At 75.2% G+C, this 13,827-nt stretch carries 12 protein-coding genes; 7 read left to right on the top strand and 5 right to left on the bottom strand.

Translation table 11 applies throughout. The annotated features are described in order from the left end of the window. Position 1: 1 nt before the first annotated feature. The 4 genes from AB0B83_RS02690 to AB0B83_RS02675 form a co-directional block, all read right to left on the bottom strand. Entirely contained in the window at positions 2-1,981 is a 1,980-nt protein-coding gene (locus AB0B83_RS02690) for a bifunctional copper resistance protein CopD/cytochrome c oxidase assembly protein (RefSeq protein ID WP_357576665.1), read from the bottom strand. A gap of 318 nt (positions 1,982-2,299) precedes the next feature. Beyond that, a complete protein-coding gene (locus tag AB0B83_RS02685; RefSeq protein WP_357576664.1) occupies positions 2,300-2,980 on the bottom strand; it encodes a copper resistance CopC family protein in 681 nt (226 codons plus the stop codon). A 51-nt stretch (positions 2,981-3,031) separates the two neighbouring features. Continuing rightward, positions 3,032-3,787: a zf-HC2 domain-containing protein gene (locus AB0B83_RS02680; RefSeq protein ID WP_357576663.1), complete on the bottom strand. Its 756-nt coding sequence runs from the start codon at positions 3,785-3,787 to the stop codon at positions 3,032-3,034. Positions 3,788-3,874: 87 nt separating this feature from the next. Continuing rightward, positions 3,875-4,441: a sigma-70 family RNA polymerase sigma factor gene (locus AB0B83_RS02675; protein ID WP_357576662.1), complete on the bottom strand. Its 567-nt coding sequence runs from the start codon at positions 4,439-4,441 to the stop codon at positions 3,875-3,877. A gap of 204 nt (positions 4,442-4,645) precedes the next feature. Here AB0B83_RS02675 and AB0B83_RS02670 point away from each other — a divergent pair, with 204 nt between their 5' ends. Continuing rightward, the gene (locus tag AB0B83_RS02670) at positions 4,646-6,244 is read left to right on the top strand and encodes an amidohydrolase (RefSeq protein WP_357576661.1); all 1,599 of its coding nucleotides are present in this window, start codon (positions 4,646-4,648) and stop codon (positions 6,242-6,244) included. 81 nt (positions 6,245-6,325) lie between these two features. Here AB0B83_RS02670 and AB0B83_RS02665 read toward each other — a convergent pair whose 3' ends face one another. Continuing rightward, entirely contained in the window at positions 6,326-7,279 is a 954-nt protein-coding gene (locus tag AB0B83_RS02665; protein WP_357576660.1) for a hypothetical protein, read from the bottom strand. A 314-nt stretch (positions 7,280-7,593) separates the two neighbouring features. Between AB0B83_RS02665 and AB0B83_RS02660 the strand changes: the two genes are divergently transcribed. The 6 genes from AB0B83_RS02660 to mnhG are packed head-to-tail and all read left to right on the top strand — an operon-like array spanning position 7,594 to position 13,738. Beyond that, on the top strand, positions 7,594-10,431 hold the full coding sequence (locus AB0B83_RS02660; protein WP_357576659.1) for a Na+/H+ antiporter subunit A: 2,838 nt from the start codon (positions 7,594-7,596) through the stop codon (positions 10,429-10,431). Continuing rightward, positions 10,428-10,913 (top strand): Na(+)/H(+) antiporter subunit C, encoded by a 486-nt coding sequence (locus tag AB0B83_RS02655; protein WP_225852117.1) that lies wholly within the window; start codon positions 10,428-10,430, stop codon positions 10,911-10,913. Before AB0B83_RS02660 ends, AB0B83_RS02655 begins: the two co-directional genes overlap by 4 nt. After that, positions 10,910-12,487, top strand: coding sequence for a Na+/H+ antiporter subunit D (locus AB0B83_RS02650; protein ID WP_357576658.1), 1,578 nt, complete (start codon positions 10,910-10,912; stop codon positions 12,485-12,487). The genes AB0B83_RS02655 and AB0B83_RS02650 overlap by 4 nt, the downstream gene beginning before the upstream one ends. After that, positions 12,484-13,119, top strand: a complete 636-nt coding sequence (locus AB0B83_RS02645; RefSeq protein WP_357576657.1) for a Na+/H+ antiporter subunit E — start codon at positions 12,484-12,486, stop codon at positions 13,117-13,119. Before AB0B83_RS02650 ends, AB0B83_RS02645 begins: the two co-directional genes overlap by 4 nt. Further along, complete coding sequence (locus AB0B83_RS02640; RefSeq protein WP_089002241.1) at positions 13,116-13,379, top strand: monovalent cation/H+ antiporter complex subunit F; 264 nt, start codon at positions 13,116-13,118, stop codon at positions 13,377-13,379. Before AB0B83_RS02645 ends, AB0B83_RS02640 begins: the two co-directional genes overlap by 4 nt. Next, complete coding sequence (gene mnhG, locus AB0B83_RS02635; protein WP_151453966.1) at positions 13,376-13,738, top strand: monovalent cation/H(+) antiporter subunit G; 363 nt, start codon at positions 13,376-13,378, stop codon at positions 13,736-13,738. Before AB0B83_RS02640 ends, mnhG begins: the two co-directional genes overlap by 4 nt. Positions 13,739-13,827 lie beyond the last annotated feature (89 nt).

Genomic DNA, 13,827 nt, shown 5'->3' with positions numbered 1-13,827 from the left:
TCTACCGGGTACGGGCCGACGTCGCGGCGGAACCGTCGGAGTCGGTGGCGTCGGCGCGGCCGGCTGCGGCGAGGAACGAGTTGTAGCGGGCCAGGTCGTCCGGCTCGCCGGTGGCCTCGGCGCGGGCGGCGGCCCGGTCGAGGCGGGCCTGCTCCCGCCCGTCGGCGCGGATCCACTGGCGGACCAGCACGACCAGCACGACCGCGGCGGGGATCTCCCCGAACGCCCAGGCGATGCCCGCGCCCAGCCGCTGGTCCTCCAGCAGCGACGACGCCCAGTCGGGGTGGACGGCGACGTACCAGTCCGGGGCGATGAGGCTGGTGGTCTGCATCAGCACGAGGCCGAAGAAGCCGTGCGCCATCATCGCCGCGAGGTGGATGATCACCAGGATGGGGTGGGGGAGCCTCGACCGGCCCGGGTCGACCCCGATGAGCACCCAGAACAGCAGGTACCCGGCGACCACGAAGTGCGTGAGCATGGCCAGGTGGCCGAGGTGGGAGCGCATCAGCGTGCCGAGCAGGTCGCTGAGGTAGAGGCCGAAGAGGCTGCCGGCGTAGATGCCCAGTGCGACCAGGGGGTGGGTGAGCAGCCTCGCGGGCCGGCTGTGCAGCGCCAGCAGCAGCCACTCCCGCGCACCACGGACCTGCGGGTCGGCGGGGCGACGTAGGGCGCGCAGCGCGAGGGTGACCGGGGCGCCGCCGACGAGCAGGATCGGCACCAGCATCGACAGCACCATGTGCTGCACCATGTGGGCGCTGAACAGCACGTACGCGTAGCGGGCCACGCCCAGGTTGGTGACGGCGGCCAGCAGCAGCAGGCCGGCCGACCAGCTCGCGGTCCGGGCCAGCGGCCAGCGGTGCCCGGCCCGTTGCAGCCGCCACACCCCGGCCAGGTAGCCGCCGATGCCGAGGACGGTGAGGGTCAGGAAGAACATGTCCGGCAACGGCTGGCCCACCAGGCGTTCCGGGGTCGGCGCGGCGGGCATCGGGAAGCCGAGCAGCTCGGTGATCGGATCGGCGTCGAGCGGGCCCTGCGTCACCGGGGTGGGGCTGCGGGACAACGCCACCGCCAGCCCGACGGTGGCGGCGAACACGACCACCTCGCCGGCGGCCAGCCGGGCGAACGCGCCGCGTCGACCCGCGCGCAGGGCCGGCAGGGTCCGCGACCGGTGCACGGCGCCCAGGGTGCCCAGGACCGCCAGGGCGACGAGCTTGCCGAGGACCAGCCAGCCGTACCGGGACTGCCAGAGCTGGGTCACGTCGCCGAGGCGTACGGCCGCGTTGGCCGATCCGCTCACCGCGACGGCCACGAAGCAGCCCAGGGCGAGGCGGCCGTACCGGTGGGCGGCGTCGGCGAGCTGCCGGCTGCGGCGGACCATCAGCAACGCCACCAGCCCGCCGACCCAGAGGGCGGCGGCCAGCACGTGCAGGGCGAGGCTGGACACCGCGATCTGGTGGTTGCCCGCCCCGGCGGCGTGCCCGGTGAACGCCGGCGGCAGCACCCCGACCAGCGCGACCAACGCCGTCAGGGCGGCGAGCCCGCGTGACACGCCAACCCGGGCCAGCACCGCCACCGCCAGCGCCAGCCCCGCCTGGAGCAGCAGCGCCTGCCCCTGCGAGATCGAGGTGGCGAAGCTGACCACGGTGGGGGCGCCGAGTCCGTCCACGGGGACGCCGAGCAGGTCCGAGACCGTCAGCACGATCAGCGTCACCGCGGCCACCGCCCAGCCCGCCGCCGCCGTGCCCGCGCGGCGCAGCAGCAGCCAGCCGTACGCCGAGACGCTCCGCCCGTCGCCGGGCAGCAGGAAGGCCGCCGTCACCAGCATTCCGACCGTCAGGGTGGCGAGGCCGTCGGCGAGCAGCCGGACCACGGGCAGCGCCCACGCCGTGACCGGCCCCGGGTCCGGCAGCCCGGGGATCGCGACCGCGAGCGCGTCGCCGGCCCGCAAACCGAGCAGGAGTACGGCCACCGCCGACGCCACGGCCGCGACGGGTACGAGCCCCGCGCCACGCCCCCGGGAGCCGGGACGGACGCCGGCGCCGGGCGGGCCCGCGACCGGTCCGGCGGCACCGGGCGGGCCCGCGACCGGTCCGGCGGCACCGGGTGGGCCCGCGACCGGCCCGGCGTCACCGGGCGCCGTCGTCGTCACGGAGTCGGCGCCCGGGCCCCGGGCGGGCTGGGCGGGGCGTGAGGTGGTGTCTGGCACGTCGGTGTCCCTTGGGTTCGGGGAGGGCGGCGGTTCGCGTCGGGGGCGGCCCGGGGCGCGGTGCCGGAGGGGCGGGGCTCGGGGTGCTGCCGGTCAGCGGGTCTCGCGGCGCCGGCGCAGCAGCAGCGCGGTCCCGCCGAGGACGGCCACCAGGACCCCGACGGCAAGCAGCACGCCGCCCGTCCCGAGGCCGCCGGAGCCGGTCGCGGCGGCGGCTGGGTCGACCGACCCGGAGGCCGGCGGGGCGGCGGCGTCGGTCGGCGCGGCGGCAGCGGACGTGGCCGCGGCAGCGGACGGGGCCGCGACAGCGGTCGGCGCGGCGGCGGTAGACGCGGCGGCGGCCGGCGGATCGGTGACCGCCCCCGTCGCCGTGCTCGCCCCGCCGCCGCTGGCCACGGTGAACCGGTACGACCCCTGCACCGGATGCCCGTCGGCGGAGACGATCCGGTAGGCGACGGTGTAGGTGCCCTCGCCCAGCGTCTCGTCGACGGTCACCGTGCCCTTCGTCCCGTCGACGGTGGGCCCGCCGGTGGGGATCTTCCGCCGGGCGGCGTCGGTCAGCGCGATGGTGGTGAAGGTCGGGTCGAGCCGCTGCGCGAACTCCAGCGTGACCCGCGTCGGCGGCGTCGTCAGGCGGTCGCCGTCGGCGGGGCTGGCGGCCCGCAGCGTGTTGTGCGCGGCGGCGGGGGCGGCCGGTACGAGCAGCAGCGCGGTGGCGGCCAGCGCGGCGGCGACGAGGGCCGCGACGGTCGGGCGGCGGGACGGGTTGTGCATGTCTGGCGCTTCTCCTGGTTGGTGGTGGTCAGCCGGGCGGTTGGTGACCGGTCAGGCCGCGCGGCGGTCGGAGACGCGGGCGGAGCCGGGATACGGCGACGGGAGCAGCCGCAGCCCCGGCGACTCCGTGGGCTCGTCGGCGGGGAGGCTCCAGCGGGGTTCGTCCGGGCGGCTGCGCCGCGCCGGGCCGTCGGGGCGCAGCCCCGGGCGGGACAGGGCGACGACGATGACGTAGCCCGCGAGCAGGAAGCCGTGGCTGACCAGCCGGGCGGTGTCCACCCACCCGGTCAGCAGGTCGTTGACCGACAGCAGCGCCAGCATGCCGACGAAGGCGCTCAACATCGGCACCAGCCCGGTCGGCGGGGTGCGCCGGGCGGCGACGAAGAGGAAGCCCGCGCCCACGGCGACGTTCCACGCGGCCGACTCGTGCCACAGGTGCCCCGACATCAGCCCGCCGGTCGCCACGTGCGCGTGGGCGCTCGCCGTGCCGCGTCCGATCTGCGCCAGGCCCAGCACGAGTTGCAGCGCCCCGACCAGGCCCAGGACCGCCCGCAGGGTGAGCACGACCCGTTCCCGCCGGCGGCGCGGAGCCGGGGCGGGCAGCGCGCCGAGGATGGCGTCGGTGCGGTCGTCACCGGCGACGGCGACCGACAGCCGCGCCCGGCGGGTCACCGCCGTGGCCCGGTCGTACCACGTCCGGCAGCCGGCGCAGCCGGCCAGGTGGGCCGCCACGGCTGTCCGCTCGGCGGCGGTCTCCTCCCCGTCCAACTGCGCCGACAGCACCTCACGCCACTGCTCACACCCCATGTACCGGTAGTCGTCCCGGACCCGTCGTTGGTTCCCGCGCAGTTTCGTGGACCGTCGTCTTCCCGCAGGTCAGCGCGGCGGGGTGGGTCAGCCGGTGGCGTCGCCGCCCCGGCCCGCGTCCGGCTCCGACCAGCCGTGGGCGGCGGCGACCAGATCCTCCCGGGCCCGGGCCACCCGGGAGCGGATGGTGCCCACCGGGCAGCCGCACACCTCCGCGGCCTCGGCGTAGGACAGGCCCAGCACCTGGGTGGCGACGAACGCCTCCCGCCGGTCCCTCGGCAACGCCGCGATGAGGCGTTCGAGCACGACCTGCCGGTCGAAGCCGCTGCGCGCCGGGTCGGCAACGTCGTACCCGTCGGGCATCGGCACCGTGCGCGGCCGCGACGTGACGGTACGGACGTGGTCCGCCGCGACCCGGCGGGCGATGGCGAGCAGCCACGTCCGTGTCGAGGAGCGTCCGGCGTACGACGGCAGCGACCGCATCGCCCGCAGGAAGGTCTCCTGGGTCAGGTCGTCCGCCTCGCGGGGCGTGACCAGCGCGGCGAGGAAGCGGCGGACCTGCTGCTGCGTCGCCCGGACGAAGCAGGCGGCGGCCGTCGGGTCACCCCGGCCGGCGGCCAGCGCCCACGCGGTCAGCTCCGCGTCGTCAGCCATCCGGCACCTCCGTGTCGGGCCACCGGAGGGCGGGTGCCCGACGGTGGTCACGACGGGTCGTAGTAGTGACTGGCCGGTAGCGTACCGCAAGCGGCCCGGTGGTGGCCCTCCCCGACGCCCCCGCCTCCGGGTGCCACCGCGCCCGTCGCCGGGGGCAGCTGTCTAGCATGGACGGCCCCGCCCGACCGTCGAAGCAGGCAGCCCATGACCGGTACGGTTTTCGAGAACGCCCGGATCCACACCCTCGACCCCGCCCGTCCGCACGCCGAGGCGATGCTGGTGCGCGGCGAGCGCATCGTCGCGGTCGGGGACCTCGACGAGTGCCGGGACCGCGCCGGCGCCGGCGCGCGCCGGGTCGACCTCGGCGGGATGACGGTGCTGCCCGGCCTGATCGACAGCCACCTGCACTCGGCGCTCTACGTGCGCGGCCTGGAGCAGGTGGACCTGCGCGGCACCACCAGCCTCGACGAGGCGCTGGCGCGGATCGCCCGGCACGCCGCCACCCTGCCGCCCGACGCCTGGCTCTTCGGCGGGCGCTGGGACAGCCACAAGTGGGACCGCCCGGTGCAGCCGACCCGGGCCGACCTGGACCGCGTCTGCCCGGACCGGCCCGCCGTGCTGCCCACCATCGACGGGCACACCACCTGGGTCAACACCGCCGCCCTCCGGCGACTCGGCATCGACGCCGGCACGCCCGACCCGATCGGCGGGCAGATCGTCCGCGACGAACGCGGCGAGCCGACCGGCATCCTGCGGGAGGCGGCCGGCGACGCGGCGTACGACGTCATGCGCACCTCGCTCAGCGGTGACCTGGTCGCGCAACTGCGTACCCACCTGCCCCGGCTGCTCTCCGTCGGCCTGACCAGCATCCACGACATCGACGGGCAGGACTGCCGGGCCGCCTACGAGACCCTGTACGCCCGGGGCGAGCTGCCGCTGCGGGTGCACAAGTCGATCCCGTCGACCGCGTTGGACGAGGTGATCGACCTGGGCTGGGCGACAGGCGACGGGGACCGCTGGCTGAGCACCGGCCCGGTCAAGATCTTCACCGACGGGGCGCTCGGCTCGCACACCTGCCTGATGACCGAGCCGTACGACGGCGAGCCCGGCAACCACGGCATCGCCGTCACCCCGGCGGAGGAGTTCGAACGGCTGGTGGCGAAGGCGGCCGGGGCCGGCATCGCCGTCGCGGCGCACGCCATCGGCGACGCGGCGAACGAGATGGTGCTGCGGGCGTACGCCAACTGGCAGGAGTCGGCGCGCACCCACCCGACGGCGGTACGGCGGCTGCGGCACCGGATCGAGCACACCCAGCACCTGCGCCCGGCGGACGTGCCGCTGCTCGCCCGGCTGGGCGTGATCGCCTCGATGCAGCCCACCCACTGCACCAGCGACATCCCCCTGACCAGCCGGATGCTCGCCGGCCGGGACCTCGCCTCGTACGCCTGGCGCAGCCTGCTGGACGCCGGCGCGACGGTGGCCTTCGGCTCGGACGCCCCCGTGGAGGACCCGGATCCGTTCTTCGGCATCCACGCCGCGGTGACCCGGCAGCAGCCCGACGGCACCCCGCCCGGCGGCGTGCAGCCGCACGAGCGGCTCGACCTCGACACGGCGCTGCGCTGCTTCACCGAGGCGGGCGCGTACGCCTCCTACGAGGAGCACCTGAAGGGGCGGCTGACCCCGGGGATGCTCGCGGACTTCATCGCGCTGCCCACCGACCCGTACCGGGTCGAGCCGGCGGCCCTGCGCGACCTCACGGTGGCGCTCACCGTGGTCGGCGGGGTCGTGCGCTGGCAGCGCTGACCGGGGCCGCCGCCCGCTGACCGGGGTCGCCCGCCGCCCGCCGACCGGGGCCGGACGCTTCCCGCAGGCCGGGGTCGGCGGTCAGGCAGGCCGCTCGGGCGGCAGGTCGACCACCAGTGCCGGGCCGGTCCGGCGGCCGCCGCCGGGGCGTCGGGTCAGCGCGACTACGGCGTCCGCGGCACGCGGGGCCCGCAGCGCCTCCTCGGTCGGCCGGTGCGGCCCGGCGGCCGGGGCGACCGCCAGCCGCCGGGTGCCGGCCGGCGCCTCCGCCACGCTCGTCGCCGTCCCGGTCAGGCCGAGCGGGCCGGCGTCGGGCAGGTCCACGGGACGGGTCCCGTCCCCGGCGTGCGCGGTGGCGTCCGGGCCGCCGCAGCGCAGCAGGGTGACGCGCCCCTCGGGGGAGACCTCCACCAGGGTGGCGGCGAGGTAGCCGCCCGGGGCGATGTCCCGCACGAGGCCGTCGAGGGCCCCGGCGGCCCGCGGCAGCGATCCTCCGCCGCGCAGGGCCTCGTCCCGGAAGGCCGACTCCAGCGCCCGGGTGTGCTCCGGGCGGGCCAGGGTGGCCCCGTGCGCCACGCCGAGGAGGACGCGCAGGCCGCCCCGGCGCAGCGGTACCGCCGCCGCGACCTCCCCGGGGGCGCGGCAGACGGCCAGCGCGGCGCGTCCGGTGCCGGCGGGCATGGTGAACACGGCGACGTCGCGGGGCGCGGGCACGCGGGCGACTGCCCGCTCCCCGCGGCGTCGCCGGGCCCAGGCCAGCAGCGGTACGGCGGCCAGGCTCGCCACGGAGGCGCCGAGCGCCCACGGGTCGGCGCGGTGTCCGGGTACCACGGGAACGACCACGGACGCCGCCAGCAGGACGGCCGCCCAGGCGGAGATCAGCGCCGCCACCCGGGGGCGGGTGGACACGCCGAGCAGCCCCGGAAGCAGCACCCAGCCGAGCGGCGTGCTCACCTCGGCCACACCCATCACGAGGGCGTTGCCCGTCGCCCCGGCGAGAGCCGTCCGGGTCGACACCAGCACCCCACTCCGCATCGCCCCACCCATCCGTCGCCCTCGATTTCCGGCGCCGTCGCGTCGCGCCCGGGTGCGCGTCGTCGCCCTGCTCGCCAGGTCGCCAAGGGTATCCGCAAGGTGGGCGATCGCCTCCTGATCGTGATAGGCAGGAGGGGCGCGGGCGACGAGGCCGCCGCATCGGCCCCCGTGGACCTCCCGACGGGAGGCCGACGGCCGGTCGTCCGCGCCGCCGGCGGGCACGGGCACGCCGGCGGCGCCGTATCGCCGATATGCAGATTCGCTCCTTACCGGTTAGGGTTGGCTAACCGGTTGTCGAACTCTGGGGAGGGTATGTGCTGGTTCTGGTGGCGGTCCACGCACTCGCAGCCGTGATCGCCCCGGGACTGATACGTATCTGGGGCCGAAAAGGGCTCTACCTGGTGGCCCTGGCTCCCGCGGCGACCCTGGTCTGGGCGCTGACCCGCACCGGGACGGTCCGCTCCGGCACCCCGGTCGTCGAGACGGTCACCTGGGTTCCCCAGCTCGGCCTGGAGATCGCCCTGCGGATGGGCACCCTGGCCTGGCTGATGGTGGTGCTCGTCGGCGGGGTCGGGGCGCTGGTGCTCGCCTACAGCGCCCGCTACTTCCGCTCCGACGACCCGGGCCTGGGCCGCTTCGCGGCCGTCTTCGTCGCCTTCGCCGGGGCGATGCTCGGCCTGGTGGTATCCGACGACCTGCTGCTGCTCTACGTGTTCTGGGAGCTGACGACCGTCCTCTCCTACCTGCTGATCGGCAGCGACCCCACCAAGCGGGCCAGCCGGCGCGCGGCCATGCAGGCGCTGCTCGTGACCACCCTGGGCGGCCTGGCGATGCTCGCCGGGTTCGTCATGCTCGGCCAGCACGCCGGCACGTACCGCTGGTCGCAGATCGCCACCGACCTGCCCGGCGGCGGCTACCTGGCCGTGGCCCTGGTGCTGATCCTGCTCGGCGCGCTGAGCAAGTCGGCGATCTTCCCCTTCAGCTTCTGGCTGCCCGGCGCGATGGCCGCGCCCACCCCGGTCAGCGCCTACCTGCACGCCGCGGCGATGGTCAAAGCGGGTGTGTTCCTCGTCGCGCTGATGGGACCGGCCGTGGTCGGGGTCGCACCGTGGCGGCCGATCCTGCTCGTCGGCGGCCTGATCACGTTGTTCCTCGGCGGCTGGGCGGCGCTGCGACAGGTCGACCTGAAGCTGCTGCTGGCCTACGGCACGGTCAGCCAGCTCGGCCTGCTGATGGTGGTCCTCGGCGCCGGCACCCGCGACACCGCGCTGGCCGGCGCGGCGATGGTGCTGGCCCACGCGCTGTTCAAGTCCACCCTGTTCCTCGTCGTCGGGGTCGTCGACCACGTAGCCGGCACCCGTGACCTGCGCGAACTCAGCGGCCTCGGGCGGCGGGTGCCGGCGCTCGCGGTGGTGGCGGGCCTCGCGGCGGCCTCCATGGCCGGCCTCCCGCCGCTGGCCGGATTCGTCGCCAAGGAGGCGGCGGTCGAGGCGTTCCTGCACGGCGGCACCGCCGACCTGGTGGTGCTCGCCGGCGTGGTGCTCGGCTCGGCGCTGACCGTGGCCTACACGCTGCGTTTCGTCTGGGGAGCGTTCGCGACCAAAGGCGACGTGCCCGCCACCGAGGCCCGGCCGGTCGGGTGGCCCTTCCTCGCGCCGGCCGTCGTGCTCGCCGCCGCCGGCCTGGCGGTGGGGCTCTTCGCGCCCGCCGTCGACAAGGTCCTCGCCCCGTACGCGGACCTGTACGAGAGTGCCGAGCCCGGCTACCACCTCGCGCTGTGGCACGGGCCGACCCTGGCGCTGGGCCTGTCGGCGCTGGCGGTCGCCGGCGGCGTGGGGCTGTTCCTCCTGCGGCACCGGGGGCGGCTGGGCACGTCGGTTCGACTGCCCTTCGACGGGGCCGCGGTCTACGACCGGCTCATCGGCGGGGTGGACCGGCTCGCGGTGGAGCTGACCGGCGCCACGCAGCGCGGCTCCCTCCCCTTCTATCTCGGCGTCATCCTGCTGGTGATGATCACCTTGCCGGGTGGGGCGCTGCTGGCCGGGATGCCCTGGCCGCAGCAGTTCCAACTGTGGGACACCCCGTTGCAGGCCGTCGCCGCCGCGGTGGTGATCGTGGCCGCCGTGGCCGCCGCCCGCGCCCGGCGCCGACTGACCGCGATGATCCTCGTCGGCGTCGCCGGCTACGGCACCGCGCTGCTGTTCATCCTGCACGGCGCCCCGGACCTGGCCCTGACCCAGTTCCTGGTGGAGACCGTCACGATCGTCATGTTCGTACTGGTCCTGCGCCACCTCCCCGCCAAGTTCTCCGAGCGGCCCATCCGGTCCAGCCGGCGCGGTCGCATCGCGCTCGGCGTCGCCGTGGGCGTGGTCACCGCCGGCATGGCGTACGTCGCGGCGGGAGCGCGGATCGCCACCCCGATCTCCGTCGACTTCCCCGACGAGGCCGTCTCCTACGGCGGCGGCAAGAACATCGTCAACGTGACCCTGGTGGACATCCGGGCGTGGGACACCATGGGCGAGATCGCCGTGCTGGTGGTGGCCGCCACCGGCGTGGCCAGCCTCATCTTCCGCCACTCCCGGGACCTCGACCTGCGCAGGGGCATCCCCGGCGTCGGCCGCACCGAGTCGGCGCGGCCCCGCTGGCTCACCACCGGCGCCACCACCCGTCAGCAGTCGGTCATCCTCCAGGTCGTCACCCGGCTGCTGTTCCACGCCATCGTGCTCTTCTCGATATACCTGCTCTTCTCCGGGCACAACGCCCCCGGCGGCGGATTCGCCGCCGGACTGGTGGCCGGGCTCGCGCTGGCCGTGCGCTACCTGGCGGGCGGTCGCACGGAACTCAACGGGGCCGCCCCGGTCGACGCCGGCGCGGTGCTCGGCGCCGGGCTGTTCGTCGCGGTCGGCACGGGCGTCGCCGCGATGCTGCTGGGCGGGGAGTTCCTCCAGAGCGCCCTGCTGGACCTGCACCTGCCGGTCTTCGGCCACGTCCACTTCGTCACGTCGGTCTTCTTCGACGTCGGCGTCTACCTCATCGTGGTCGGCCTGGTCCTGGACATCCTGCGCAGCCTGGGCGCGGAGATGGACCGGCAACAGGAGACCGACCAACGCGAGACCGAACAGGCCGACGACCGGACGAAGGAGCTGGTGTGAACCCGAACCTGACCTACGTCCTCGTGGTCGGCGTCCTCTTCGCCGCCGGGGTGACGCTGCTGCTGGAGCGCAGCCTGACGCGGGTGCTGATGGGCGTCATCCTGCTCGGCAACGGCGCCAACCTCCTGCTGCTCACCGGCGGCAAGGCCGGCGGGCCGCCGATCGTCGGCACCACCGCCGAGGGGGACATGAGCGACCCGCTGCCCCAGGCCATGGTGCTGACCGCGATCGTCATCACCCTCGGCATGACCGCGTTCCTGCTCGCCCTGGCGTACCGCAGCTGGCACCTCAACGGGCACGACGAGGTGCAGGACGACGTCGAGGACCGCCGCATCATGGAGCTGGCCGACCGGGACGAGGGACCGGGCACCGCCGACAACGACGCCGGAGACGGTGACGGAGACGGCGACGTCGCCCTGGCCACCGTGCCCGCCGACGACACCACGGCCAGCCCGGCCGGGGACGCGGGGAGGGGCCGATGACCTGGCTCGTACCCCTGCCGGTGGTGATGCCGCTGCTCGGCGCGGCCCTGACGCTGCTGCTCGTCGGCCGGCCACGCGCCCAGCGCTGGGTCAGCCTCACGGTCCTCACCGCCACCGTCGCCGTGGCGGCCACGCTGCTGGTCCGCTCCTCCGTGGACGGGCCGCTGGTCGTCGAGGTCGGCGGCTGGGTGGCGCCGCTGGGCATCGTCCTGGTCGCCGACCAGCTCGCCGCGCTGATGCTCGTCGTCTCCGCCGCCGTCACCCTCTGCGTGCTCGTCTACTCGATCGGGCAGGGCACGGCCGACGGCAACGAGGAGACGCCGCTGTCGGTCTACCACCCGACCTACCTCGTGCTGACCGCCGGCGTGTGCAACGCGTTCCTCTCCGGCGACCTGTTCAACCTCTACGTCGGCTTCGAGATCCTGCTGGTCGCCAGCTACGTGCTGCTGACCCTGGGCAGCACGGAGACCCGGATCCGGGCCGGCACCACGTACGTCGTCGTCAGCCTGCTGTCGTCGCTGATCTTCCTGGTCGCGATCGGCCTGGTCTACGCGGCGACCGGCACCCTCAACCTGGCCCAGCTCGTGGACCGGCTCGACGCGCTGCCCGACGACATCCGGCTCGTGCTGCAGGGCATGCTGCTGCTCGCCTTCGGCATCAAGGCGGCCGTGTTCCCGCTGTCGGCCTGGCTGCCGGACAGCTACCCGACCGCCCCGGCGCCGGTCACCGCGGTCTTCGCCGGCCTGCTCACCAAGGTCGGCGTGTACGCGATCATCCGCACCGAGACGCTGCTGTTCCCCGGCGGGCGCACCGCCGACCTGCTGCTGGTGGTGGCGGCGCTGACCATGGTGGTGGGCATCCTCGGCGCGGTCGCCCAGTCCGACGTCAAACGGCTGCTGTCGTTCACCCTCATCAGCCACATCGGCTACATGCTCTTCGGCGTCGGCCTGAGCACCTCCCTCGGGCTGTCCGCGGCGATCTTCTATGTGGTGCACCACATCACCATCCAGACGACCCTGTTCCTCGCCGCCGGCCTCGTCGAACGCCGGGGCGGGAGCACCGCCCTGGACCGGCTCGGCGGGCTGGCCCGACTCTCGCCGCTGCTGGCCGTGCTGTTCTTCCTGCCCGCGCTCAACCTCGCCGGCATCCCACCGTTCTCCGGCTTCCTCGGCAAGCTCGGCCTCGTCCAGGCCGGGGTGGACGACGGCGGCCCGCTGGCCTGGACGCTCGTCGTCGGCGGGCTGCTCACCAGCCTGCTCACCCTCTACGCCATCGCCCGCGTGTGGAACCTGGCCTTCTGGCGTGCCCCGCACCCGGACATGCCGGACGTCGGCGACGCCGTGCGGGCCGCCCGCACCGACGGTGCCGAGCAGCCGCACAAGGCACCGACCCCCGAGGCGTCGGGCGCGGTGCTGCCCCGGCTGATGATCGGGTCGACCGCCGCCCTGGTGGTGCTCGGCCTGGCGCTGACCGTGGTGGCCGGGCCGCTGTTCGACATCAGCACCGACGCGGCCGACGACCTGCTGCGCCGCACCCCGTACGTCGAGGCCGTGTTCCCGGACGGTGCCCCGTGACCAGTGACCCGATGAGCCCGCCGAAGCCCGTCGCGCCGGCGAACCCGCCGCTGACCCGCACGGCCCTCCGGCGCAACCGGATCGTCGCCGTGACCGGGCTGACCGGCGTCTGGGTGCTGCTGTGGGGCACCCTCTCCTGGGCCAACCTGATCAGCGGGCTGGTGCTCTCCGTCGTGCTGCTGGCGGTCTTCCCGCTGCCGCCGGTGACCTTCGCCGGACGGATCCGCCCCGTGCCGCTCGCGCGGTTCTGGGTGCGTTTCCTGCGGGACCTCGTGGTCGCCTCCGCCCAGATCGCCTGGCTGGCGGTGCGGATCGGGAAACCTCCACTCAGCGCGATCATCGCCGTGCCGCTGCGGGTCAACACCGACCTCAACCTCACGCTGACCGCCGAGGCGCTGTCCCTGGTGCCCGGCAGCCTCATCATCGAGGCCGACCGGACGACCGGCACCCTCTACGTGCACGTCATCGGCGTCCGCAGCCGCGAGGAGGTCGAGCGGTTCCGGCAGGGCGTGCTCGACCTCGAAGCGCGGATCGTCGCCGCCATCGGCTCGCCCGACGAACTGCGCCGCGTGACGCAACCCCACGCCGCCGGCCCGTCGGAGCCGACCCACCCGGAAGGGGTACCCAGATGACCGTCGTCGCCGTGACCGTCGCCGCGCTGCTCGCCGTGGCCGTCGGGCTGACCCTCGTCCGCATCATCCGCGGACCGTCCATCCTCGACCGCGCCGTCGCCACCGACGTCCTGCTCGCCGTCGTCGTCGCCGCCATCGCCACCGAGGCCGCCTACAGCCGCGACGCCACCGCGCTGCCCGTGCTGGTCGTCCTCGCCATCCTCGGGTTCGTCGGCTCGGTCAGCGTCGCCCGGTTCGCCGCCCGGAGGAACGACAAGTGACGCTCGACGCCGTCCTCGACGTCGCCGCCGGCGTCTGCCTGATCGCCGGCGCGCTGCTCTGCGTCGCCGCCGGGGCGGCGCTGCTGCGCTTCCCCGACCTGCTCGCCCGGATGCACGCGGCGGCCAAGCCCCAGGTGCTCGGCCTGCTGCTCGTCCTGCTCGGCTGCGCGCTGCGCCTGCGTACGGGGGTGGACATCACCACCCTCGTGCTCGTCGGCGCCTTCCAGCTCGCCACCGCGCCCGTCGCGGCGCACATGGTGGGCCGGGCCGGCTACCCGCACGACGAGATCCGCCGCGACCTGCTGATCACCGACGAACTCGCGCCCCACCTGGACCGCATCAGCTCCGGCCGCTCCTGACCGGAAGGGCCGCGGCGGCTCTCCGGTAGCCGCGCGGACGGCGGGGAGTCGACCGACGCGGCCGCCGCTCGACGCCGTCTGACGACGAC

It is taken from the genome of Micromonospora sp. NPDC049060 (assembly GCF_040649055.1).
Classification (GTDB): Bacteria; Actinomycetota; Actinomycetes; order Mycobacteriales; family Micromonosporaceae; genus Micromonospora; species Micromonospora reichwaldensis.
Note: the sequence above shows the minus strand (reverse complement) of the source record. Positions and strands in the feature narration are given on the sequence as shown.